This window comes from Bacillus sp. FSL R9-9497, from assembly GCF_038005805.1.
GTDB classification, from domain to species: Bacteria; Bacillota; Bacilli; order Bacillales; family Bacillaceae_G; genus Bacillus_A; species Bacillus_A cereus.
On the sequence record NZ_JBBOTY010000001.1, the window covers coordinates 1540503 to 1565496 of the forward strand.

The following is a 24994-nucleotide window of genomic DNA, read 5'->3' on the forward strand; positions in this document are numbered from 1 at the left end:
ACAATGTAGTGGAATATAGGTAATGAAAAAGAGATTGTAATTTGGTTTCAACCAAACTACAATCTCTTTTTTGTTTCAATTATTTCCACCAAATCCAAGTCCAAAGGTAATTTCGTACATTTCGAGGAGTAATGCGAATGAAGCGTTCACCGTCAAAGAAGCAATTTAAATTTGGAAGTGTTTCATCTGGATTTTCTGGAACAAAGGTGACGATGTTTTCGTTACTTGTAACGGTTACTGTAATTGGTGGATCGGTAGGCGAGACTTGAAGTTGTAACGAAATATTGGCCGTATTTTTAAATGGAGTATTAACAGGTGGACTTATTACTTGTACTGTGAATAACACGATAATTGTTTCGTTTGGTTCTAAATTAGTGGTAACTAGGAAACCGATATTCGGATTTGCTAGTGGAGAGCGTTCACCGTTAATAAAGACAGTGCCGTTTATAAATTGTAAACCTGCTGGAATGGTATCTTGTAAAGAAATATTTGAGAGTGAAATTTCGGCAGTATTTGTAATACGCACCGTGTAATCAAAATATTGATTTAAATAAGCTGAGCTGACGGAAGCATTTTTCGTGACTGTTGTAGTTATAAATTGAACTGGTATACGAACGATGTTTGAATTAACAATGAAAGTAATAATTGGATCCTGTGGTGTCAATTGAAAGGCAGCGGTAACTGTTGCAGAATTTATAATTGTACTGTTTGAAGGAATAGAAGTTACGAGAACTTGAAATGTTATAGTTGCTACTGTATCTGCAGGTAAAGAACCAATATTAATACCAGTGTCTGGACGAACGTTTTGAACGGTAGAACCGTTAATTGTTACGCTATTTTCTATAAATGTTGTACCAGCTGGAATTGTGTCTATAACAGAAGTACTAATTGTGGGAATTGGGGAGTGATTAAATACCGCTAATGTGAATGTAATGATATCTCCTATAACGATAATAGATTTGTCAGCTGTTTTTTCAATGCGAATCAACGGATCAACTACTGTCGTTGTAACGATATTTGTTTGCTTTGTAATCGTAATAGGTGGTTTTGTTGGATCAATGATAACGGTATAGGAAACAGAAGCATCGTTATTAATTGTAGGTTGAAGAGTAGAAGAAGATATTGTCACTTGGAACGTAATAATAACAAATTCATTAGGCGCAAGATTTCCTAAAGTAATACCATTTTCAGGGTTCTCATTAGGCTGATTGATCCCGTTAATCGTAACACTACCAGCAACAAAAGTCGTATCTATTGGTACAGTGTCTATGGCAAGAAGGTCGTCAATCGTTACATTACCGCTATTCGTAATCGTAATTGTATACGTTAAAGTTTGACCAGGTAAGGCGTTTGTTACATCAGCAGACTTAAAAGCAATGACGTTATCATTTTGGACAGTAGTTTTGACAGTATTTGTTGTAGTCGTATTTGTAACAGGTATGTTATTTGGGTTGACTATATAGTTAAAAGTAGTAATTGCGTTGTTGTTTAGTTCATTTGGTGTTGGAATAGAAGTCACAGTTACTTGGAATGAAACGATAGCATCTTCACTAATAGTTATAGTACCAATTGGTATGCCGCTTACTGGATTCACTCCTGGAAGAGTTTCTCCGTTTACAATGACGCTATTTTCTATAAACGTAGTACCTTGAGGAATAATATCTTGAATGATTACATCATTTACTGCAACATTACCGGTTTGATTTAGTGTAATCGTATACGTTAACGTATCACCAACCGTTGCAAATGCAAGGTCAACAGTTTTATTACTATTCAAATTCGCGTGATTAATTTCTGTTGCTGCAGCTGATGAAATAATAGTTTCGGTAATAGGTGGTCGATCTGGTAACGTGTATTCATATTCAATTGTACTCGTGTTAGAGATAGGATTTGTTTGTGGAATCGAAGTAACTCGTACTTGGAATAGAACAGTTGCTGTCGTATTAGGCGGAATGTTATCAATTTGTATACCGTTAAGTGGATTGTTATTTGGACGAGCGTTTCCGTTCACAATAACACTATTCTCTATAAAGTTCGTATTTGCTGGGATGATATCTGTAACAATAATGTTTTCTATTTGTATATTTCCGTTATTTATGATGGAAATTGTATAAGGGATGATTGTTTGTAGGTCAGCATATTGGATAGGTGTTGTTTTTGTCGCAATTACATTAGCAGAAATAACTTCAGTGAAGGTAATATTGCTAGTCGATATTTGTTCTTCCACGTTTATTGTATAACGAGAAGTTGATTGATTTTGAACACGACCGCTGGCTGGAAGAGCTACGACGGTAACAGAAAATGTGACTGGGATAGAAGTGTTAGGAGCAATCGTTCCTACAAGTATACCAGCACTTGGATTGGCATTAAGCTGAGGAATGTTATTTACTAAAACGCTACCGTCAATAAAGGTTGTTCCATCAGGTATATTGTCTGTAAATACAACAGCAGTTGCATCCGTATTCCCCGTATTCGTTAAAGTTGTTGTATAAGTTAAAATGTCACCAATCGTTACAGAGATCAAATCAACAGTTTTAAGTGAAACGATATCAGCATTATTAATTTGAACGAAAGTAGTATTGGAAGTAGTAGATTTTTGAATTGGTGCAAAGTCAGGATTGAAAAGAAAGTCGTAGACGATGTTTGCAGTATTAGGTGTTGGATTTACAGCAGGTAAATTCGTAACGGAAACTTGGAATGTTATTGTAGCCATTTGACCTGCTGCGACATTAGGAATGGAAAAGCCGATATTTGGATCTGCTGCAGGAAGTACAGTATTGTTAACTATTACACTTCCTGGAATAAATACTGTTCCATCCGCTATAGTATCTGTAAAAAAGATGGAGTTAGTTGTAGTCGATCCATTATTTTGAATGAATACTGTATATTCAATGGTTTCATCAATGTTAGCTAATACAGTATTAGCGGATTTTGTAGCAATAAGAATAGCATCAATAAATTGTATATTTGTACTATTGGAAGAGGTTGTTTCTGAAATTGGTGGTCCGCTTGGGTCTGGTCGATACTCATAGTGAATGACGGCGATATTATTAATGTTATTTTGTGGCGGTATAGAGACTACGCTTACTTGGAACGTAACAATAATCGTATTATTTGGAAGAATTATATCAAGATTAATACCGGTAATTGGATTTTCGTTAGGTCTTGGTACGCCATCTACAAGAATGCTATTTGGAACGAATGTGGTGCCAGAAGCAATTGCGTCAAGTAGGAGAGTATTTGTAATAGGTATTGTACCGGCGTTTGTAACTGCGACTGTATATGTGATGATTTGACCGATACGTGTAATGGATCTGTTAGCGGATTTAATTGCACTAACATTTGCCGTTCGCACTTCAGTATTTACTGCATTTGATAACGATCTACGCTGAATAATTGGAGAACTAGGGTCAATTTGGTATTCGTACGAAGTGTCTGAAATATTAATGACTGTATTGCCCTCTGGTATATTTGTAAGTTGTACTTGGAATGAAATAGTGACTGTTTCATTTGGTTGTATCGTGCCGAGAGTTACTCCGTTTTCAGGATTAGCGCCAGGCTGAGTTACATTATTTATTGCTAAGCTATCCTCAATGAATATAGTACCTTCTGGAATGTTATCAATGAACACGGTATTGTTAGCCGGAACGGTTCCTATATTTTGTAGTGTATTTGTGTAGGTAATAATTTGCCCGATTGATATGAAATTTACATCCGCGCTTTTAACAGAAATAATATTTGCATTTTGAAGTGATGTTGTAACAATGTTAGAATTTGCAGAGCGATTTACTGGTGGGGCTGTAGGAATACTTACATATTGGTAAGTTGCTGAAGATTGATTTGCAATTTCGGTTTCAGTAGGTGGATTATTTGTTTGCACTTGAAATAGTATCGTTTTGGAACTGTTTGCTGGAATTGTTCCAATCGGTATTCCGTTTTCAGGATTTACACCTGGCTGAAGGACACCATTAATTGTGACACTATCGGGAACGAATGTAGTCCCAGCTGGAATAAAATCTGTGAAATTAATATTTATTGCGTCAACATTACCGATATTTTTCACTTCAGAAATATAAAGTATAGTTCCGCCAATATCTACAGTTGTTGGATTGGATGTTTTAGTAATTGTCAATTGTGCTTGCACGAAATTTGTAATGACGATATTACTAGTAGATGTTTCAGTAATAGGCGGTTGCCCTGGGTCTGGTTGGATTGTATATGTTGTATTGGATTGATTTGTAATCGATTCTTGCGAGAATGAATCGTTAATAAGAATTTGGAACGAAATAAGATGAGTAGCGTTTGCTGCTAGGGTAGGTAAAGTAACACCTACATTTGGATTAGCACCAAGTATAGTTGTTCCGTTAAGTGTAAAACTATTTTCTACGAATGTAGTATTTTGGGAGATAGTATCTGAAAATATGAGATTAGTAGCTGGAATATTTCCGGTATTTTCTAGTGTTATTGTGTAAGTCAAAATATCACCTGTTGTTGCTTGAGGTGCATTGACTGCTTTTAAAGAAAGGATAGTCGCATCCGAAATTTGTGTGAAAGCAGGATTAGACGTAATTGTTCGAGAGATGATAGGAGCAGTTGGATCGGCGATAAAAGTATAGTCAATACGGGCTGTATTAGAAATTGGGTTCACTCTTGGTATAGATTGAACGATAACCTGGAATGTTACAGTGACGATTTCTGACGGTGTGATGGAGTTTAATGGTATTCCTACGTTAGGATCGGCACCTGGAACAGAAACACCATTAATGGTAACGCTATTCGGAATAAATGCAGTTCCTTCTGGGACCAAATCTGTTAAAGTAACTGTATTTGCAGTAGTATTTCCGTTATTTTGAACGACTACTGTGTAAGTGATTGTACCGTCAGTAGATTGTACGAGAGAATCTGTACTTTTAATTACGGATAACGATGCATCAACAACAGCTGTATTAACCGTATTAGACGAGGATGTTGCTGTAACAGGAGGTTGACTTGGATTGACAATATACGTGTAACTTGTAAGTGCTTGATTTATAATCGCTCCTTGCGGTGGAATAGAACTTGCAAGAAATTGGAACGTAATAGTAGCGGAATCACCTGGTGCGATAATACCAACTGGAATACCGAGAGTTGGACTTGCATCTGGAAGTGAACTCCCGTTGAGCGTAACACTATTTGGAACAAATAATGCTCCTTCAGGAACTCCGTTAATGAGTAATACAGAGTTTGCAGGGAAGTTTCCAGTATTCGTTAATGTTGCTGTATACGTAATTACATCCCCGATAGATACAATTGAACGATTTGCTTGTAAAACAGTTGTAACAGTCGCGTTATTAATTTGTGTTGAAGCGCTATTAGAATTTATCGTGCCTGTAACAGGAGGAGAGGCCGGATCAACGATGAATGCGTATTGAATAGATGCTACGTTTGTAATCGGATTTGAAGGTGGAGTAGATGTAACTATGACTTGGAAAGTAACGGTTAAGGAACTACCTGCGCTAACTGTTCCGATATTCACTCCGTTATTTGGATTTGCGCCTGGAATAGTACTTCCATTTACAGCAAAACTATTTTCAACAAAGGTCGTTCCAGTTGGAACTGGGTCTGAGAAATTTACATTCGTAGCGTTTGTATTGCCGTTATTTTGAATCGAAACTGTATAAGTGATCCTATCTCCAATATTTGCAAAGGCTGTATTAGCAGTTTTTACAGCTGAAAGTATGGCTGTATTAATAGAAGTAACGAAGACATTCGTTTCCACATTGCCAGGCTGAGCTAGTAATGCATTGCCTACGTTATATTGGAAGTTAACAAATCCTAAGTTTTGGAGTTCAGGTGTGAACGTTGTTGGATTACTTACGATTTGTACTTGGAATATGATTGTAACAGTTTGATTTGGATTGATTGTATTTATGCCAACACCTTCAATGATAGAAGCCGATGGTAATGGAGTGCCATCAACAATAACTGATCCTGCAACAAATTGTGTCCACGATGGTAAAGGGTCTGAGAATATAGCGTTGTTAGCAGGAATATTGCCTGTGTTCGTAATAGTCGTTGTATACGTAATTGTATCACCAATCGTTGCAAAAGTTTTATCTCCTATTTTAATAGTATTTAAAATAGCACTTTCAATTTTTGTTGTCACGTTGTTAGAAATAATATTTTTTGAAACTGGAGGATTAGCTGGATTAACGATATGTTGAAAGCTAACGCTAGCTTGATTAGTAATTGGATTTATAGGCGGAATTTCATTGGCGATAATGTGAAATGCTACGATGACAGATTCGTTTGGCGCGATATCACCGATTGGAACGCCTGTAATGATATCTGCATTTGGGATGCTAGTTCCGTTTAGTGTAAAGCTATTCGGTTCAAAGGAAGTTCCGTCTGGAATAAGGTCGGTAAAAATAACATTCGTTGCACTCACATTTCCGCTATTTGTAATTGTAACGGTGTAGGTAATATCCTGCCCGATATCTACCGTAGATACATTTGAATTTTTTTGTGCAGTAAGGATAGCGCTATTAATTTGTGTTGTCGTTGTATTAGATTGATTGGAAGTTGTAATAGGTGGCTGGCTAGGGTCAACGACATAATGATATGTGATAGAAGCAGAATTAGAAATAGGATTAAGTGTTGGAAGTGTAATAACAGTTGCTTGGAATGTAACGATTGCCGTATTACCACCATTAATGGAACCAATATTTACACCAGTTGATAAATCGGCGTTTGGAATGGTTTGCCCATTAGCTGTGAAACTATTTGGAACGAAACTTAAATTGCTATCAAGAATATCGATAATAGTTACATCAGTTGCGGTCACATTCCCGGTATTAGGAAGGTTAAGTGTAAATGTTATTGTATTACCAACATCCGCAAAAGTAAGATTTGCTGTTTTGGTGCTAATAATAGTTGCGTTGTTTATTTGAAGGAGTGTAGTGTTGGAAGTAGCTGCACTTGAAACGGGAGGATTAACAGGATCAACAGTAAATTCATACGTCGTTGATGCTGTATTTGGTGCTGGGTTACTAGGGGGAATATTGTTTACTGTAACTTGAAAGACGATGCTATATATTTCATTTGGTGGAAGTGTTGCAAGTAATACACCTGTATTTGGATCCGCGTTAGGTTGTAAAACGCCATCGACAGTTAATGTGTTAGGAACAAATGTGAGTCCACTTGGTAATGCATCTGTGAATACAATATTAGTTGCATCGGTATTGCCTACATTGGTAATAGAAGTAGTATAAAAAGCAGTTTGCCCGATATCTGCAAAGGATACACTTTCATTTTTCGTCATAGACAATATTGCTTCGTTAATTTGGGTTGAAACAGGATTACTAATTGAAGTTTCTGAGTCAGGTGGTGAGACTAATTGATACGATGTTGATGAGAAATTTACAATTGGGTTTTCGGTTGGTAATGATGTAACAGTAACTTGGAACGAAACTGTTACTGTAGTCCCGGCTGTTATTGTCCCAATATTCACACCGTTCGATGGGTCCGCCTCACTTTGAGAAACTCCATTAATAGAAAATGTGTTTGCAATAAATGTAGTTCCACTTGGCACGGTATCTGTGAATATAACATTTTGTGCAGATGAGTTTCCATTGTTTGTTAAAGCGACAGTATAAGTGAGTGTGTCTCCAATACGACTAAAGGATTTATCGACTTGTTTTAATGAAAGAATGGTAGCTGTATTAATCGTAGTAAACACTGTGTTTGAAGTAACGTTTCTTGAAACAATAGGTGCATTGGGATCAGCAATAAATGTGTAAGAAGCAGTAGCGGAATTGGCAATAGGATTTTGAACAGGGGTAGAAGTAGCGGTAACTTGAAATGCTATAGATATTGAGCTGTTAGGAGCAATTGATCCAATCGTTATGCCTGTATTAGGATTCAATCCAATTTGTGTGAGTCCATTTATTGTAACGCTATCAGTAATAAATGTTGTACCATTTGGTATAAGATCCGTGAAAGTAATATTCGTTGCATTTGTATTACCGTTATTCGTTAAAATTGTCGTATAGGTTATGGTATCGCCTAGTGTTACAAGGGTTTGATCGACCGATTTTACCATCGTTATCATAGCATTTAATACAGGGTTTGTAGCAATATTCGTTGAAGTAGAGGTAGTAGCAGGAGCGCTGTTTGGATTAACAGTATAAGAATATAAAATTGTATCATTACCCATAATTGAACTGGAAGGGGGAACAGAAATAACATTTACTTGGAAAGTAACAGTTACTGTTTCACCAGGAGCGATATTTGGTATGTTTACTCCAAGTGCTGGTTGCGCACTAGACTGCTGAACGCCATTTATTGTGACTGAATTTGGTATAAAGGTAGTGCTAGCTGGAATAGCGCTTGTGAAAGTAATATTCGTTGCGGCTGTATTTCCGGTATTTGTAATAGTAGTTGTATACGTAATCGTATCTCCAACTGAAACGATAGATTTATCAGCACTTTTTTTGGTTGTTAAAATTGCGCTATTGATAGTTGTCGAAACTGCATTAGATACATTTGTTTGTGATACGGCAGGTTGGCTAGGATCGACCACATGTGTGAATTGTACAGAACTAGAATTAGAAATTGGATTTATACTTGGAATGCTTGTAACAAGTACGTTAAGAGTAATCACGGCCGTTCCATTTGGGTTTATATTTCCAATCTGAATTCCGTTAGCTGGATTTCCGATTTGCTGTGTACCAGAATCGTTTGTAAGAGTGCCAGATATGAATGTCGTTCCATCAGGTAAAGTATCCGTAAAAATTATATTTTGTGAAGTGACATTTCCAGGGTTACTTAATGTAATTGTATAAGAAATTGTATCGCCAATTGTTGCGAAAGTTTTATTTACAGATTTGATTGCCACAATTTCCCCAGAATTTATTTGTGTCGAAACTGGATTAGATGTCGTATTTCTTGAAACGAGTGGTAAGTTTGGACCTGTCATAAATTGATAATTAATGGAAGCGCTGTTTACAACCGGTGAGTTTGGTCCGCCTGGTCCAATTGTGAAAATTGGATTTGGAATGCTAACTACTTGCACACGGAAGGTAACGTTTATAAAATCTCCAGCAATAATATCCCCAATCGGTATCCCATTCGCTGGATTTACTCCAGGCAATAAAACTCCGCCTACTCGAACGCTATCTTCTATAAATACTGTGTTATTTGGAATCGGATCTGTAAAAATGATATTCGTAGCAGTTTCGTTTCCTATATTATCCAATAAAACAGTGTACGTTAAAAATGAATTTCCAAGTGCTACGTCAGAAAATAGTCGATCTACACTTTTCGTTGCTTGAATAATCGCTTCGTTAATTTGAACTAAAGTTGGATTACTTGTAGCTGTTTCTGTCACCGGCGGCTGGGTAGGATCAATAATGATCGAGTATGTTGTGCTAGATTGGTTCAAAGTTGGGTTTGTAGCTGGTATTGAGCCAACGATAGCTTGAAAGCTAATTGTTGTCGTTCCTCCAACTGGAATTGAGTCTAAAGAGATTCCGCTATCTGGTCTAAATCCAAGTTGTGGGATTGTATTAATTTGTACGCTATCAGGAACGAATGAAAGTTCAGGTGGTAATATATCTATAAAAACAGGTGTGTTTGCTGAAGTATTTCCGCTATTGGTGAGGATAGTTGTATACGTAATTGTATCTCCAACAGCAGCAAAAGCACTGCTTGCAGTTTTTGTTGCGATAACGGAAGCAGTATTTACTTGTGTAAAAGTTTTATTAGATTGAACTGTTCGTGAAACTGGCGGTTCATTTATATCTACAATAAAGCTATATTGAAGCGATGATTTGTTCGGGATTGGATTAGGGTTTGGAAGTGTTGTAATGTTTACTTGAAAACTGAGTGTAGCAGATGCATTTGAATTCAAGTTACCAATATTGATACCGTTTTGTGGATTTGCATTAGTAATAGTTGTTCCATTTACCGTAAAACTATTTGGAATAAACGTTGTACCATTTGGAATTACATCTGTAAAAATAACATTGTTTGCGGTAGTATTACCGGAATTAGTAATGGTAGAAGTGAAAGTAAGTGTATCTCCAATAGTAGCGAATGTTGAATTGACAGTTTTATTTATAGAAAGAGTAGCATCAATAATTGGAGTAACCGTTGTATTCGTAATTGTACTATTAACAGCAGGTGATTGGTTGGGATTCACGGTATATTCATAATTTACAAGAGCATTATTTGTTAATGTGCCACTAGGTGGTATCGCTAAAATTTGTGCTTGAAAAGTAATGAATACAGTATCTCCTGGCGAAATATCTGCCAAGTGAATACCAAGTGATGGATCTAATCCTGGTTGTGGGACATTATTGATCGTTACGGAGTTTTGGATAAATGAAGCTCCTGCACCAAGCCCATCCGTTAAAACAGTCGCACTAGCAGGAGTATTACCTGTATTTGTTACTGCAATCGTATAGGTAACGATATCGCCAATTGCAGCTGTCGGTGTATTTACAGACTTAGTAGCGACAATAGTAGCGTTATTAATTTGAGTTGTTATTACATTACTTAACGTATTGGCCGATGCTGGAGGTAAGTTAGGATCTACGACGTACTGGTACATTGTATTGCTTTGGTTCGGGATTGGATTTGGATTCGGGATAGAATTTACTTGTACTTGGAACGAGATAATCGTATTTGCATTCGGATTTATTGGATCAATGGCAATTCCGCTTGCTGGATTTACATTAGGCAGTGTATTCCCGTTTACAGTAACACTATTAGCAATAAATGATGTCCCGTTTGGAATTACATCTGTAAATATTACATTTGATGCAAGTGTGTTCCCGTTATTCGTTAAAGTAGTCGTGTACGTAATAATATCATTTACGTTAGCAAACTGTTTATCTACCGATTTAGTAGCGGCAATTGAGGCGTTATTAATAGTTGTCTGTACAGTGTTAGAAGCAACCATCTGCATTACAGCTGGTTTGGATGGATCATACGTATATTGGAATGTTGTGCCTGATTGATTTGTAATTGGGTTTACAGCAGGGATAGTTGGTACAAAAACTTGGAATGCAACGGTGCGTGATGAATTCGCTCCTATCGTACCAATTGAAATGCCGGTAGCAGGATTTGCGTTAGCTACAGGGACATTATTAATCGTTACAGTATTAGGAATGAAGAGGGTACCCGCTGGAATGATATCTGTAAACGTTACATTAGCAGCAGGGATATTCCCGTTATTCGTTAAAATAGTCGCATATAATATGACATCACCGACATCAGCGAAGTTTGTACTCGTTAGTTTTGTAGCAACGATATTAGCAGTATTAATTTGTGTAGTTACTATATTGCTAGCAGTGTTTCTAACAAGAGCAGGTAAGTTTGGATCAGCGATAAAGCTATATTGAAGTGAAGCGCTGTTTTGAATTGGGTTTGGTGAAGGTAGCCCATTTGCACTTATTTGAAAAACAATCGTTGTAAAACCACCTGAAGGAATGGAGCCGACTTGAAGACCGGTACTAGGGTCTGCACCTTGTTGTAAAGTACCACCTATAAAAATACTATTTGGTACGATAGTGGAGCCATTAGGGATTATATCGGTAACAATAACATTATTTGCTGTAGTATTGCCAAGATTAGCTAAAGAAATTGTATATGTGATTGGTTGCCCGACGTCGGTGATAGTTAAATCTACTTCTTTGACAATAACAACATTTGCTAAATTAATTTGTGTACTTACAGTGTTACTTACAGATGTTTCTATAGTTGGTGGATCACCCGGATTTAGAATAAAGCTATACTGTGTACTAGATGAATTTAATGTTGGATTTTGTGTTGGTAAAGAGGTGACGGTTACTTGATAAGAGACGGTAAGTGAACCGTTAGCAGCAATGGAAGGTAGTGGAACACCTATATTTGGATCTGCGTTATTTTGAAGTACACCATTAATAAGAAAAGTGTTTGGAATAAAGGTAGTACCGTCTGGATTCGTATCTACGAAAGTAGGGCTATCAGCAGAAACACTTCCTGCATTCGTCAAAGTAACAGTATAAGTTAATGTATCCCCTACGGTAGCGAACGCTCGATCCACTGTTTTGGCTGAAATGACATTTGCATCGTTTACTTGAGTAAATGTAGTAGTTGAAGTAGTGTTCTTACTTACAGGTGAAGCGTTTGGATCAACGATAAAGTTATAGGAGATGGAAGCGCTATTTGAAATAGGGTTTGGATTTGGAATGCTAGTTATTACTACTTGGAATGAAGCTGTAATTGTAGTATTAGCATTGATGCTACCAATATTGATGCTAGCTGGTGTAACGCCTGGCTGAGTAACACTGTTAACTATAACGCTGTTTGGGATAAAGGCGGTTCCATTCGCAATTGAATCAGATAGTAATATATTGTTCGCTGCAACATTTCCATCGTTAGTAAGAGCAAAGGTGTAAGTTAATACATCGCCAACTTCCGCAAACGTTTTATCTACAGATTTATTAACATGGAGATTTGCTAGTCTAATTGTTGATGTAACAGAATTAGAATTTGCTGTTTTTGAAGTCGGTGGCAAACTTGGATTTACAGTGTAAATATAAGAGGCGAAAGCGTTATTAATAATAGGGTTTTGGGCAGTAATGTTAATGACTGTTACTTGAAAGGATAAGGTAAAAGTAGCTCCACCAGGAATTGTGCCGATAGGTAAAGCAACGAGAGAATCTACATTCTGCAAAACTCCGTTTAGTGTTACAGTACCAAGAGTCAATATCGTACCGTTTGGAAGTGGATCTGTTAGTTGAACGTTATTAGCGGCTGCATTTCCACTGTTTGTAATAAGGATTGTATAACTTATCGTTTCGCCAATTGTGGCAAATTGTTTGTTAGTTGATTTTGTTAATGTTACATTCGCATTGTTAATTTGAGTGGAAACGAGATTAGAAGAAATGTTTTTTGTAACGGGAGATTGGCTAGGGTTGACGGTATATTGATAAGAAGCGCTTGATCCGTTAGATACGACATTTGACGCGGGTATTGTGTTTACTACTACTTGAAATGCAACATTTTTTATTGTGCCGCTTGGGATGGATCCAATGTTCACGCCGGTAGCAGGGTTTGCGCCCACTTGTGTCGTGCCATCTATTGTTAAACTGTTTAGAACAAAAGTTGTTCCAGTAGGAATGATATCTGTAAAAATAACATTGTTCGCATTGGTATTACCTGTACCTGTAAAGGAAACGGTGTACGTTAGTGTATCACCAATATCTGCGAAATTTTTATCTACTGCTTTTGCCATTGTTACAGTGGCGTTATTCACTTGAGTAGATACGATATTGGTCGTATCAGTCCCACTTACTGCAGGTTGATTTGGTACAGGAATGTATTGATATGTTGTTGTTCCACTATTTAATATTGGGTTTGTTTGAGGGATAGAAGGAACGAGCACTTGGAATGAAATAGTAGTAGTGGAATTTGCGGCAATTGAACCAATTGTTATACCATTAGCGGGATTTGCGCCAGCTTGAGTAACTCCGTTCACAGTTACACTCCCTGGAATGAAAGTAGTCCCGCTAGGAATCGGATCCGTATATATCACATTCGTTGCAGCGATATTTCCTATATTAGCTAAGGCAATACTGTAAGTTAATGTTTCACCAATATCGGTAAAAAGTTTGTTAACTGATTTTGTTCCATTAATATCTGCCAGATTAATTTGTGTTCCAGCAGAATTGCTTGTTGCAAGGCCGTTAAAGGTTGTTCCTCCAGCGATTGGTGTATATTGAAATGTAATATTAGCAGTGTTAGAGATAGGATTTTGACTTGGAAGAGAAACGACAGTAGCTTGAAAAGTTACTGTACGAGAAGCACCATTATTAATTGTTCCAAGAGATATACCAGCTGCAGGATTAGCATTTGTTTGTGGTACGTTATCTACTGTTACAGTGCCGGGTATAAAAGAAGTACCGCTAGGGAGACTATCTATAAAAATAGCGTTATTGGCAGGAAGAAGCCCGGTGTTAGGGATAGTAACTGTATAAGTGAGAATATCTCCAATTGCAGCAACACTTTTATTCACGCTTTTCGTCGCTTGTATATTTGGTGAGTTTATATTAATTTGTAAGCCTACTGTATTTAACATATATGCGTCTCCGTTAGTAGTTAAACGGATTGCGGCGGATACTTGTGAGTTTGTTAAATAAGGAGAAATATCAATGGAAGTAATGTCCCAGCCCTGTCTTCCTGCGGAGATGTTTGTACTTGTAGAAGCACTTTGATTTCGCGTTCCAAATGTCCCTGTTGTATCTAAGTTTCCTGCAGCATTATTAACTTGAGAACCGAAGAAATTATTTATAGCATTGTTTGGTCCAGATAAAGCATTTAATGAACTGAAATTTGGTCCAAATAAAGCTTGATCCCCGGTTAAATCTGCATCTCCTTCGGTAGAACTTAAAAATAATCTCCCGCTTACTGGTCCTCCTGAAGGTGTTAAAAATCCAGAAACAGATACATCGGCACTACCAGTTTCTGCAGAAACACGGTTACCAGCTACATAAATGGTTAAGTTTCTTGCAGGTAATGTCCCGTTTTGATAAGCGACAATGAGTGTCCATCCGGCCGAGTTAATGGATCCATTTGAAGCATCTAAAGGATCAACAAGTCCAGGGACAGCTCCTGTAGTATAAGAACCAGAACCTCCAGCTTGAATAAGAGTTGTTACGTCTGCTGAACGAGTATAAAAGCCAAATGTAATAGAGTTTGAAACGAACGTTTGATTTGAAGCTGTAACAGCTGAAGGAGTAATTGAGTATGTTGAAACGGGTGTTGTAAATGAAACGGGATTACCTAGAACACTCGTAATGTTTTGATCACGAGATAAATAGTTTCCACCCCAAACGAGTTCTGCGTAAAGAATAGTGCTACCAGCAGGGATATTTAAAATAGCGGTAGAACTATTTTGTGTATAGGTTAACGTTGTACCTGCGGGAAAAGTAGGTACTTGTAAAGCGGTATTCGTAGTTATAAACGCACCAATTGCCCCGATTGTACCAGCACGGTTTTGATTACTAATTTTACTTAATCCTAAAGTATTACCTGTAATAGCGAGTGCCCCGTTAGTGGTGGTAGAAAATCGATTCGTAATGGGCATGTTGTCACCTCATTTCCAATATAGTCTTGGTCAAAATAGGATATGTGTGTGATAAATAAATGGAAACATGTACAAGTTGATTTGATAATAATGATTTAAATGTCTAGATAAGGGGATGGAGTATGATTGAATTGGAAATTAGAGTGGAGCGTCTTAGGGAAGCAAAAACAGGGAATATTGTATCATTATCTTCTTATATTGGGTGGGATTATAACAGAGAAGAAATTGAGACTATTTTTAACGCAGGGAATGTATACGGTGTTTGGAATGAGAGAGAGGAACTAATTGCTAGCGCGGCAATAATATTATATGGGGAGAAATTAGCGTCTATCGGAATGGTGATTGTACATCCAGATTATAAGGGGAGAGGGATTGGAAAGATAATAACGGAAGCGTGCGTTAAAAGCGTATCAGCTCATACTCCAATTATGCTTATTGCTACGGATGAAGGGAAACCTTTATATGAAAAGTTAGGATTTAGGGCAGTAAGTTATGTTTCTAAATACATATGTAACTCATACAATGCGAAAGATTATTGTGTAAGAAATGAAGATTATGTGATGAATTATGAAGAGGGTGATTTAGAAAAAATAATAAAAATAGATGAATATGCGTTTGGAACAAATAGAAAAGAGTTTTTAAAGAAAAGAATTATGCAAAGTGAACAGTGTATCGTTGTAAGGGACAAGGAACAAAATGTATTAGGTTACGGTTTAAGCATACAAACACCAGAAAATAAGATAATAGGGCCGGTTGTTGCTAAAAATGATGAGATGGCAATGAGAATAGTACATGATTTAGCAAGAGGGCATAATGGAAAATTAAGAATGGATGTACCAGAAGGAAAGAACGATTTCATGAAAGAATTAGAGGTTGCTGGTTTTAAAAAAGTGAATACACCACCAATTATGATGAAAAATAGTAATCGGTTATTAAAAAGAAATAGTGAACTATATAGTATTGCAGCGCAAATTTTTGGATAAAAAAGAATCCTTTTAAATGAAGGATTCTTTTTTGAGCCAATTTAATCACGATATTGGTCATGAGTTGGCTGAAAGAGGTCTTCCTCGATATCTCGCACCATAGAAAAATGATCAACGTTATAATGACCGTGTAAAGTTTTATTGTGATGACCAATAATTTGTTCTGCAGACAATACGTTAGAATCAGTTGTTGAATGACCGTTTTTAATTAATGTAACGTCAAATCCTTGTACAGTTGCTGTCCTAACGGCAGTGTCAATGCAATGTTCTGTTTTACATCCGCCTATAACAATATGATTAATGTTTTCTTCTTTTAAAAGCTCAAGTAAAGAAGTACCGTAGAATGAATTGGTTGCTGCTTTATTAATAAAGATTGCAGACTGGGGTACTTGAATTTGATTATGTACTTCAAATCCTTCGCCACTACCAGAAGCAACATCGATATCTCTTACGAAAACAATAAGAGCATTTGAATCTATTGCTTTCTGGAGGGCTATATTTAGTGTAGATAATAGCTCGGTTTTACGAAAAACTTCATTTTCTTGCTCATTTCCATCAATTAATTCTTGCTGAGCGTCGATAATTAATAGTGCTTGTTTCATCGTGTCTCCCCTTTAATATGAAATAAGTTCCACTGTACATATTCCTTCAGATTGTTAGAAAATCCTCCATTGTAAGAGAAGTAGAAGATTGATTTACAAAGTTGTCAAAGAAATTTCATTCTCATAGCGTGTAAAAACATGTATGATAGGAGATGGAGAATTTTTGAGTAGGTGGGAATAACATGCAAACAGTAGAAGATTATCTTTCATTCTTACATACGAAAGGATTTAAATTATCAGAGGAAGCACAAGGGTTTATTATGTTTGGACAAGGATATACTGGTGCGTCTGATGGGATTGTGAACGCAGCAATAGAAGCGACAATTAAACATCAATTGCAGTTTGATGGTAGTTATTTCGTTGCGTTATTAGAACGATTGAAAGAGGAAGAAATTACAGATAAAAAAAGCGCTAAGGCTTTTATGCGGAAGTTACAAGCGTAACTTCACGCAGCCTGCGCTTCTTTTTTTGTTTTGGAAGGTAATTCAACAAAAATCATGCCTAGAAAAATACATAGACATCCGATAATAGCAGAAATAGAAAGTTGTTCATTTGCAACGAGAACGCCTGTTAATGCAGCAAAAACGGGCTCCATTGCGAAAATAATTGCTACTCTCGTTGGAGAAGTGTGTTTTTGTGCCGATGTTTGAATGAAAAAAGCAATAGATGTTGCAAACAGGGCAGTTAGAAAGAGTGCGAATAAAAAGGATTGATTCGTCCATAGTGATACTGAAAATAACTTTTCCCAATCTTCAAACAAGAAAGCGCAAATAGAAGAAAATATACCAACAGCTAATACTTGAGATGTGCTTAATAATAAAGGTGATATTTTTTTGGAAAAGAAGCCGTTAATAAGAATATGGGCAGCGAAAGCGACTGCACAACCGAGAACAAGTATATCTCCTATATTTAATTGGAAAGAATCAGCAGCTGTTAATAAGTACAAACCTGTTGTAGCTACAGCAATACCAAGTACGATGAAAATGGTGGCTTTTTGTTTTAAAAAGATAAAGGATAAGATTGGGACCATAACAATGCTTAGCCCAGTTAAGAAACCTGCTTTTGAAGAAGTTGTATAGAGTAAGCCAAATGTTTGTAATAAATAGCCGACAAATAAGAAGAACCCAACTATTAATCCAGCTAAACTACTATGTTTTAATTCTTGTTTTGAAGTTTTCTGTGAGAAAATAATTTGAACGAATAATAAAATAATTCCAGCGAATAAAAAACGAATACCATTAAACGTAAATGGACCAACGAAAGACATAGCGTTTTGAACGACAACAAACGTAGCTCCCCAAATAAAAGAGACAAATAATAAAGCAAGAGGAGCAATCCACTCTTTTTTCACACTCATACCCCCGTTAATTTTGTAAGATAGCTTTTCTAGCTAATTCATCAGCTACTTTATTTTGACTACTTGGAATCCACTTAATAAAAAACAGATCGAAGTTTTTTATGTACTGTAGTGCTTCATCTAAAAGAGGTGCAAATATTTTATTTTTTGCGTATTCCTTTTCAAGAGCTCGCTCAACAAGCTGCGAATCTGTACGAAAAGAGACAGTGCTATAATTATGCTCAATGCAATATTTTAATGCTAGAAGTAAAGCGCGGTACTCTGCTTCATGATTGGACATTGTTCCAAGTGGTACTGATAATTGTACAGGCGGCTGAACGCCTTTAATAAACACTCCTGCACCAGAAGGACCAGGATTTCCTTTTGATGCACCATCAATATATACTTCAATCAAAATGAGAAACCTCCAAATTATAAGATTATCCCCTACTTAAATATTTTTTTGAAGTAGGGGATAGAGTAGTTATCCGATTGTGATGCTGTAACGACATGTAAATGTTTCATTCGCTTGTAAAGATTGAATTCCCTTTTTGTCCTTGAAATCTTTTGCTGGATTTACTTCATCAGCGATTCCATACCAAGGTTCAATACATAAGAAAGGTGCGTTATCCCCTGGTGTCCATACGCCGACAAATGGAAATTCATCAAATTCTACTTTTACAAATTTATTATGTTTATGAGAACGAATCGAAATTTCATTTGTATTCATATGTTCAAAAATAAGTGCATCATTTTTGAATAAATCGTATGTAAGTGGCAATTCAGTCGTATTTTCAGCGATTAATTGCTTTTTGTTTGAAAGATAAGGTCCTTCTAATACGCTTGTTTCTAAGCGTTCCGAACCATTAAACGATAAGTGATAATCTGTAAATGATTCACCGTCCAATAAAGGGAAGTTGAATCCAGGATGTGCGCCGATTGAGAAGAACATTTCTTTAGAAGTAGGATTGTTTACTTCATATGTTACATGAACACTTTGTCCATCTAGCTCATAAGAAACGAGTAATTCGAATTCGTATGGGTATTTTTTTAATGTTTCTTCATTACTAGTAACGATATAAGTGATCTTTGTTTCGCTTTGTTCTTTCACAGAAAAAGTAAGATCACGAGCGAAACCGTGTTGTGTTAATGAATATGGTTTACCGTCTACGTAGTATGTATTATCTACTAATCGACCAACAATTGGGAACAAAATTGGTGCACGGCATCCCCAATAAGTAGAATCACCTTGCCATAAATATTCTGTGTTGTCTTCTTTTAAGCGAACGCTCTGTAATTCTGCACCTTTGTCAGAAATGGAAACGATCACTTTTTCATTTTGAATTGTTGCTGTCATGAAGTGAAACCTCCTAAATCTTTCATATGTTTCATTATACGTTGTCTAAAAGGAAAAAGGTAGTTTATGATAGGAAATCTATTGACGAAAGAGGGGCTACCACGTAAAATATAATCTTGTTGCTTAAAAAACGAATAACGTGGTTCGAAACCATCCCACGTAAAAAAACTAAGGAGATTTTGTCATGAATATTAGAACATTAGTCGGTAATGGTATTTTAGCGGCATTATATATTGCTGTTTCTATGCTTATTCAGCCATTTGGCTTTACGAATGTACAGTTTCGTATTTCAGAGATGTTTAATCATCTCGTTGTATTTAACAAGAAAGCAATTTACGGAATTGTATTAGGTGTATTTTTAACGAATCTCTTTTTCTCACCTATGATCGCTTATGATTTAGTATTTGGAGTAGGGCAATCTATTCTTGCATTAGTTGCAACGATTATTTCTATGCGATTTATTAAAGGTGTTTGGGCTCGTATGATTTTTAATACAGTTATCTTTACGATTACAATGTTTATGATTGCAATTGAACTTCATCTTGCATTTGACCTACCATTTATGTGGACTTGGTTAACATGTGCAGCAGGTGAATTCGTAGTAATGGCGATCGGTATGCCTGTAATGTACTGGATTAATAAGCGAGTACAATTTGAAAGATTTATGTAATAGATGAAAGAGCTATTCCTTATATAGGATGGCTCTTTTTGTATGTGATTATATTGAATATAATACTGTGACTCTTGATAAAATATAATAAAATAAAGTGAGGCTTCAATTAGCCGGATAAATAAGAAGTCTTACATAAGGGGAATGTAGTATGAAATATAAAATTCATTGGTTGTATAAAACGAAGCGCGGATTGCAGACGGAATTAACGACAGAGTATATGAATATAGAAGAAGTACTTCAATTTGCAGAGGATTTTGAGAAAACAGGAAGAGTAAAAGAAATTTCATTTTATGATGAAATGGACGCAGAATGGTCATTAAAAGAGATGAAAAAGTTAAGTAAGCAAGTAGAGGAAGATCCCCAAGAAATACTCGTTTATTTTGATGGGGGATATGATGTGCAAACGAAAGAAGCTGGCGTTGGTATATGTGTGTATTATAAAAAAGGAAATACAAACTACCGGATTCGCCGCAATGCATATATAGAAGGTATATATGATAATAATGAAGCGGAATATGCATCGTTACTATACGGTATGAATATACTCGAGGAATTAGGGGTTAAGTATGAAGCAGTCACACTTCACGGTGATTCTCAAGTTGTACTGCAGCAATTAGCCGGAGAATGGCCTTGTTATGATGAGCATTTAAACCATTATTTAGATCAAATTGAACAAAAGGCGAAGCAAATGAAATTAAAACTTATATGTGAACCAATATCTAGAAAACAAAATAAAGAAGCACATCAATTAGCTACGCAAGCATTGGAAGGAACAGTTATTGATAGTCATAAAGAAATAACTGAATAGAGAGGTGCAAAGGTGGATAAAAAGCAACTCATTACAGAGGTAAATGACTTATTAGAAACGTATTGTGAAGGATGTTTCTTGCGAGAACATAATCGAAAGACAAATAGTAAATATTATGCCCATTCATTTTGTATACGGCAATGTACAGTTGGAGAAACATTGAAAAAGTATGGAGAACAGTTGTCATGAAAAAACATCCAGAGAAAATTCTCTGGATGTTTTTTAGTGTCTTGCTTCGTTTAGTTGATGCTCACATTTATTTAATTTCTTTTCCTCATTCATTAAAAATGGCTCATCTAAATCAGTTGCAACAGATTTCATAATTTCAAGCTGAGAGCGAGCTGCTTCTACAGCAGTAGTAGCATGCTCTAATGTATCTGGATCCATTGAAATTGTTGCTGATCCTACCATTTTTTGTGCTGTTTCTACACGGAATTTCACTTCTTCAAAATCATTTACTTCTGATCCCATTAATAATTCCTCCTTTGTATAGTGCGCATTTCACATAGTTTTTGCTCTGTAAAACGGAAATATACAAAGGAATAACAAAGGAGGTTACCAAGTAAGGCAACCTCCTGTTATATGTTGGATTAAAGTTTTACTACGTTAGCAGCTTGAGGTCCGCGGTTACCTTCAGTAATGTCGAAAGATACTTCTTGACCTTCTTCTAAAGCTTTGTAGCCGTCTCCTTGAATAGCAGAGAAATGTACGAATACATCGTCAGCGCCTGCCATTTCGATAAATCCAAAACCTTTTTCGTTGTTAAACCATTTTACTTTTCCTTGCATGTTACAATTCCTCCTAAAAGCGTTTACTATTTTCATTTAGTGAAATTCATTAAAAAAATAATATAAACTAAAAATGCTATATTCTTGAATATTCTGCTAAATGATTAATTTAAATATACACGAATTGGGAGAATTTAGTCAAGTAAGCGATTTTATTTTTTTGTATTTTTAAATAATTTTCCAGTCAAATTTTTAAATAGGTATAGGACAGGCCTTGTACGTAATATTCTTAATTGAATGCTATACATAATGAGGTGAAAGAATGAATAAGTCTTACTTATTAGATAATGAAGGAATGAGAACGAGAACCGACATACCGGATTGGGTTGCAAAAGAATTTGAGATTTTTTCAAATGTTGTGTTAGAACCAACTTTTCCATGTTATTTCGGTTTAACAGCTTTGAAAAAGAATGAACTTCGTTATTCATTTCTTTCTCATAATGATTGGAGTCATTTGCCGCATACAATGTTATCTTTTTTAGACTTAATGAAAGAGAGACCGATTGTAAGAAGGGGCTTTTTCCTTTTTGTAGAACCGGAATGTGAAGAACGATCACTCGAATATTACCGTGATTCTTTTTGGAAAGTGTTACAGTATTTACATGAAAACGATAATCAAGCATGGCCAAAGCAAATTCCTGAAGACCCAGACCATTATTTATGGGAATTTTCATTTGGTGGTGAGCCAATATTCGCATTTGGAAATGCGCCAGCTTATAAACAACGAAAAACTAGACATTTAGGGAATTCTCTCGTTATTGGGTTTCAGCCACGCACTATTTTTGATGGATTAGAGGGAGATCGTCCTAAAGGAGCATATTCAAGACAAATGGTCCGTGAGCGAGTTGAAAAGTGGGATCAATTGCCGAAACATCCTAACATTAGTCATTATGGTGACCCAGAGCATCGTGAATGGAAACAATATTTCATAGGAGACGATGTAGAGCCAATAAAAGGGAAATGTCCTTTTCTTCATAGGATAGAAAAGTAAGAGCCATCATCTAGATGGCTCTTTTGTATATTTTGGATAAAAAAGGGTATTTTATTATGAAAGCTAGTCTATTTTTTTAAATTACATCATTAACTAGTAGTAAAGAGAGTAGAAAGGATAGAGCGATGATTGGAGCAATTATACAGCAAATTGTATTAGGTATATCATTAGCTGCGCCAGTAGGGCCGATTAATATTGAAATGTTAAAACGAGGAATTGAACGTGGTTTTTGGCATGCTTGGGTTGTTGGAATAGGTGGAATGACTGCAGATGTTTTATTTATGCTTCTCATTTATTTCGGTTTATCTTCTGTGTTTATGTATACATATGTACAAGCCTTCATGTATTGCACGGGTTTTTTCTTGTTATTTTATTTAGGATTTCAAAGTGTAAAACAAGGAATTTTCGAATCGAATATGGAATATAAAAAAGAAGAGGTAGGTGGCCTTAAGCAATCGTTTATGGCAGGATTTTTAATTGCGATATCCAATCCATTAAATCTTGTTTTTTGGTTTGGTATATACGGAAGTACACTTAGCTCATTACTTACGAAGGTAACGAAACAAGAAGCTTTTTTGTACAGTCTTTGCATTATTGTTGGTATTATTTTATGGAATTTAAATATTGCTTTTTCTGTACATTTTGGAAGAACTTTATTAAAACCAAAAGCGCTTGGCTACATAACAGCCGGAGCAGGTATTATTTTAGTAGGTTACTCTATACATTTTGCATACAAAGCTTTACAGTTGTTCACATAAGATTGAAGGGGAGATTTTTATGTATCGAACCACTATTGACGGAAAAGAAATTATAATTACGTTAGCGCCAAAAATCCGAAAAGAAATTACTGATAGAAATCCACTATATGAAGCGGTATTTCATAATGCTGCAAGATTGTTACAAACAAAGCAACCGACGTTTGCAGTAAATCATGAAATATTTGGGCTCATTATTGGAGAAGTGCAAAGAGGAGAAGTAACAGTGTTTGCAGTGGAACATATTATTCCGAAGCAAAATATATTTGGATCAAACAATTTTTTCTCGGCAATAGAACAGCAGGCAAATTTGTAAAGTGAATAGAATAAGAATAGAAAAGAAATAGTCGTAACGATATGTTGCGGCTGTTTTTTTGGAAAAGGGGGAAACAAGATGAAGAAAGTGGGGAAAGAGTTCTTTTTACAACATGATATTGTTATTATGTATAGCATTCTATTTATTTTCATTATTATTTTAAAAATGCAATTTTTTACGTGGTTTGGCATGTTAGCATGTATGTTTGGGATTGTTTTCTATACGCTTAATGAATATATGACACATCGTTTTTTATTCCATATAAAGCCACCTAAAAACACATTTCTATTAAAAATGTTAAGAAGATTGCATTATGATCACCACGTATATCCAGATGATTTAAAACTTTTGTTTTTACCTGTATGGTTTAGTATACCTAGTTTTACTATATATTTACTTATAGCATATGGTATTACAAAAAGTGTTACTATTGCACTTTCATTTGGAATCGGAATGATTATTATGCTGCTCGTTTACGAATGGAAACATTATATTGCTCATAGACCGATTCGTCCCGTCACTAAGTTTGGAAGATGGCTAAAAAAACAACATATATTACACCATTATAAAAACGAAAAGTTTTGGTTTGGTGTTTCAAATCCAGTATTCGATTTTATATTTGGAACACTTAAAGACGGAAAAGATGTTGAGTTAAGCGAAACGGCTCGTAATTTAGAAAAGGAAAAAAAGACAAAAGTAGTGCGTTAAGCACTGCTTTTGTCTTAATGAGGATAAATAAGTAAGGTGTCACTTTATTTTGAAAAAGTATATTAAAAATTTAGGGGAAATTGCCGAAAAATGTCTATCAAAAAATCTTTGCATGAATGCATGGATTGTCTAAAATGAATATAAGTTTCTGAATATTTATAAAATTTAGTCTTTAGGTATGCAAGGGGGAAGTGTATTTTAAGTAAGAGAGGGGATCGGTTAATGAAACGAGACGATACGTCAGCACGTAAGTTGCAAAATGAGGTGAATTATACAGAGGTCGTTCAGTCGGAAGAATTTCAATTGTTATTAAATACGAAAAAGAAGTTTATCATTCCAATGAGTATTTTCTTTTTTAGTTTTTTTATCGCATTACCTATTCTAACATCGTATTCAAAGATGCTTAATACACCTGCATTTGGAGACGTTACATGGGCGTGGGTATTTGCTTTTTCCCAATTTATTATGACATGGACACTATGTATGATTTATAGCAAAAAAGCAGAATCATTTGATGAAATCTCCCGAAAAATTTTGCAAGATATGCAAAAAGGGAGGGGCTGAA

General features: G+C 35.8%; 17 protein-coding genes and 1 riboswitch. Of the genes, 10 read left to right on the forward strand and 7 right to left on the reverse strand.

Annotated elements, in window-relative coordinates; genetic code table 11:
* Positions 1 to 79: 79 nt before the first annotated feature.
* On the reverse strand, positions 80 to 15112 hold the full coding sequence (locus MKY21_RS08070) for a DUF7507 domain-containing protein (RefSeq protein ID WP_341075878.1): 15033 nt from the start codon (positions 15110 to 15112) through the stop codon (positions 80 to 82).
* A 122-nt stretch (positions 15113 to 15234) separates the two neighbouring features.
* Here MKY21_RS08070 and MKY21_RS08075 point away from each other — a divergent pair, with 122 nt between their 5' ends.
* Positions 15235 to 16095 carry a GNAT family N-acetyltransferase gene (locus MKY21_RS08075; RefSeq protein WP_000571012.1) on the forward strand — a complete coding sequence of 287 codons (861 nt, stop codon included), beginning with the start codon at positions 15235 to 15237 and terminating at the stop codon, positions 16093 to 16095.
* Between the two features lie 41 nt (positions 16096 to 16136).
* On the opposite strand, the gene MKY21_RS08080 is transcribed toward MKY21_RS08075, so the two are convergent.
* The gene (locus MKY21_RS08080; RefSeq protein WP_000806320.1) at positions 16137 to 16697 is read right to left on the reverse strand and encodes a cysteine hydrolase family protein; all 561 of its coding nucleotides are present in this window, start codon (positions 16695 to 16697) and stop codon (positions 16137 to 16139) included.
* Between the two features lie 182 nt (positions 16698 to 16879).
* Here MKY21_RS08080 and MKY21_RS08085 point away from each other — a divergent pair, with 182 nt between their 5' ends.
* Positions 16880 to 17140: a DUF6123 family protein gene (locus tag MKY21_RS08085; protein ID WP_001195212.1), complete on the forward strand. Its 261-nt coding sequence runs from the start codon at positions 16880 to 16882 to the stop codon at positions 17138 to 17140.
* Positions 17141 to 17142: 2 nt separating this feature from the next.
* Here MKY21_RS08085 and MKY21_RS08090 read toward each other — a convergent pair whose 3' ends face one another.
* The 3 genes from MKY21_RS08090 to MKY21_RS08100 all read right to left on the reverse strand — a co-directional run bounded on the left by MKY21_RS08090 (position 17143) and on the right by MKY21_RS08100 (position 19390).
* Entirely contained in the window at positions 17143 to 18048 is a 906-nt protein-coding gene (locus tag MKY21_RS08090; protein WP_000712602.1) for a DMT family transporter, read from the reverse strand.
* A gap of 13 nt (positions 18049 to 18061) precedes the next feature.
* Positions 18062 to 18448 (reverse strand): reverse transcriptase-like protein, encoded by a 387-nt coding sequence (locus tag MKY21_RS08095; protein ID WP_000573878.1) that lies wholly within the window; start codon positions 18446 to 18448, stop codon positions 18062 to 18064.
* Between the two features lie 69 nt (positions 18449 to 18517).
* The gene (locus MKY21_RS08100) at positions 18518 to 19390 is read right to left on the reverse strand and encodes an aldose 1-epimerase family protein (RefSeq protein ID WP_341075879.1); all 873 of its coding nucleotides are present in this window, start codon (positions 19388 to 19390) and stop codon (positions 18518 to 18520) included.
* A 133-nt stretch (positions 19391 to 19523) separates the two neighbouring features.
* Positions 19524 to 19568: riboswitch (PreQ1 riboswitch) on the forward strand.
* 6 nt (positions 19569 to 19574) lie between these two features.
* Between MKY21_RS08100 and MKY21_RS08105 the strand changes: the two genes are divergently transcribed.
* The 3 genes from MKY21_RS08105 to MKY21_RS08115 all read left to right on the forward strand — a co-directional run bounded on the left by MKY21_RS08105 (position 19575) and on the right by MKY21_RS08115 (position 21060).
* Complete coding sequence (locus MKY21_RS08105; RefSeq protein ID WP_001026471.1) at positions 19575 to 20060, forward strand: QueT transporter family protein; 486 nt, start codon at positions 19575 to 19577, stop codon at positions 20058 to 20060.
* A 151-nt stretch (positions 20061 to 20211) separates the two neighbouring features.
* Entirely contained in the window at positions 20212 to 20871 is a 660-nt protein-coding gene (locus MKY21_RS08110; protein ID WP_000875555.1) for a ribonuclease H family protein, read from the forward strand.
* Positions 20872 to 20883: 12 nt separating this feature from the next.
* The gene (locus tag MKY21_RS08115; protein ID WP_000358801.1) at positions 20884 to 21060 is read left to right on the forward strand and encodes a zinc-finger domain-containing protein; all 177 of its coding nucleotides are present in this window, start codon (positions 20884 to 20886) and stop codon (positions 21058 to 21060) included.
* A 33-nt stretch (positions 21061 to 21093) separates the two neighbouring features.
* Here MKY21_RS08115 and MKY21_RS08120 read toward each other — a convergent pair whose 3' ends face one another.
* Together MKY21_RS08120 and cspB are read right to left on the reverse strand one after the other, a co-directional pair.
* Positions 21094 to 21342 carry a DUF2564 family protein gene (locus MKY21_RS08120; protein WP_000534392.1) on the reverse strand — a complete coding sequence of 83 codons (249 nt, stop codon included), beginning with the start codon at positions 21340 to 21342 and terminating at the stop codon, positions 21094 to 21096.
* Between the two features lie 119 nt (positions 21343 to 21461).
* Positions 21462 to 21659: a cold shock-like protein CspB gene (gene cspB, locus MKY21_RS08125; protein WP_341075881.1), complete on the reverse strand. Its 198-nt coding sequence runs from the start codon at positions 21657 to 21659 to the stop codon at positions 21462 to 21464.
* 262 nt (positions 21660 to 21921) lie between these two features.
* Here cspB and MKY21_RS08130 point away from each other — a divergent pair, with 262 nt between their 5' ends.
* The 5 genes from MKY21_RS08130 (at position 21922) to MKY21_RS08150 (ending at position 24993) form a co-directional block, all read left to right on the forward strand.
* Positions 21922 to 22650 (forward strand): YqcI/YcgG family protein, encoded by a 729-nt coding sequence (locus tag MKY21_RS08130; protein WP_001043762.1) that lies wholly within the window; start codon positions 21922 to 21924, stop codon positions 22648 to 22650.
* A gap of 125 nt (positions 22651 to 22775) precedes the next feature.
* A complete protein-coding gene (locus MKY21_RS08135; RefSeq protein WP_000578569.1) occupies positions 22776 to 23408 on the forward strand; it encodes a LysE family transporter in 633 nt (210 codons plus the stop codon).
* A gap of 19 nt (positions 23409 to 23427) precedes the next feature.
* On the forward strand, positions 23428 to 23721 hold the full coding sequence (locus MKY21_RS08140) for a hypothetical protein (RefSeq protein WP_000286362.1): 294 nt from the start codon (positions 23428 to 23430) through the stop codon (positions 23719 to 23721).
* Positions 23722 to 23799: 78 nt separating this feature from the next.
* Positions 23800 to 24429 (forward strand): sterol desaturase family protein, encoded by a 630-nt coding sequence (locus tag MKY21_RS08145; protein ID WP_000755396.1) that lies wholly within the window; start codon positions 23800 to 23802, stop codon positions 24427 to 24429.
* Positions 24430 to 24651: 222 nt separating this feature from the next.
* The gene (locus MKY21_RS08150) at positions 24652 to 24993 is read left to right on the forward strand and encodes a DUF485 domain-containing protein (protein ID WP_341075885.1); all 342 of its coding nucleotides are present in this window, start codon (positions 24652 to 24654) and stop codon (positions 24991 to 24993) included.
* Position 24994 lies beyond the last annotated feature (1 nt).

What these genes read in the sequence shown, in the direction of transcription:
- MKY21_RS08070 (WP_341075878.1), bottom strand. Translation starts at nt 15,112, where the DNA reads ATGCCCATTACGAATCGATTTTCTACCACCACTAACGGGGCACTCGCT.
- MKY21_RS08075 (WP_000571012.1), top strand. Translation starts at nt 15,235, where the DNA reads ATGATTGAATTGGAAATTAGAGTGGAGCGTCTTAGGGAAGCAAAAACA.
- MKY21_RS08080 (WP_000806320.1), bottom strand. Translation starts at nt 16,697, where the DNA reads ATGAAACAAGCACTATTAATTATCGACGCTCAGCAAGAATTAATTGAT.
- MKY21_RS08085 (WP_001195212.1), top strand. Translation starts at nt 16,880, where the DNA reads ATGCAAACAGTAGAAGATTATCTTTCATTCTTACATACGAAAGGATTT.
- MKY21_RS08100 (WP_341075879.1), bottom strand. Translation starts at nt 19,390, where the DNA reads ATGACAGCAACAATTCAAAATGAAAAAGTGATCGTTTCCATTTCTGAC.
- MKY21_RS08105 (WP_001026471.1), top strand. Translation starts at nt 19,575, where the DNA reads ATGAATATTAGAACATTAGTCGGTAATGGTATTTTAGCGGCATTATAT.
- MKY21_RS08110 (WP_000875555.1), top strand. Translation starts at nt 20,212, where the DNA reads ATGAAATATAAAATTCATTGGTTGTATAAAACGAAGCGCGGATTGCAG.
- MKY21_RS08120 (WP_000534392.1), bottom strand. Translation starts at nt 21,342, where the DNA reads ATGGGATCAGAAGTAAATGATTTTGAAGAAGTGAAATTCCGTGTAGAA.
- cspB (WP_341075881.1), bottom strand. Translation starts at nt 21,659, where the DNA reads ATGCAAGGAAAAGTAAAATGGTTTAACAACGAAAAAGGTTTTGGATTT.
- MKY21_RS08130 (WP_001043762.1), top strand. Translation starts at nt 21,922, where the DNA reads ATGAATAAGTCTTACTTATTAGATAATGAAGGAATGAGAACGAGAACC.
- MKY21_RS08135 (WP_000578569.1), top strand. Translation starts at nt 22,776, where the DNA reads ATGATTGGAGCAATTATACAGCAAATTGTATTAGGTATATCATTAGCT.
- MKY21_RS08140 (WP_000286362.1), top strand. Translation starts at nt 23,428, where the DNA reads ATGTATCGAACCACTATTGACGGAAAAGAAATTATAATTACGTTAGCG.
- MKY21_RS08145 (WP_000755396.1), top strand. Translation starts at nt 23,800, where the DNA reads ATGAAGAAAGTGGGGAAAGAGTTCTTTTTACAACATGATATTGTTATT.
- MKY21_RS08150 (WP_341075885.1), top strand. Translation starts at nt 24,652, where the DNA reads ATGAAACGAGACGATACGTCAGCACGTAAGTTGCAAAATGAGGTGAAT.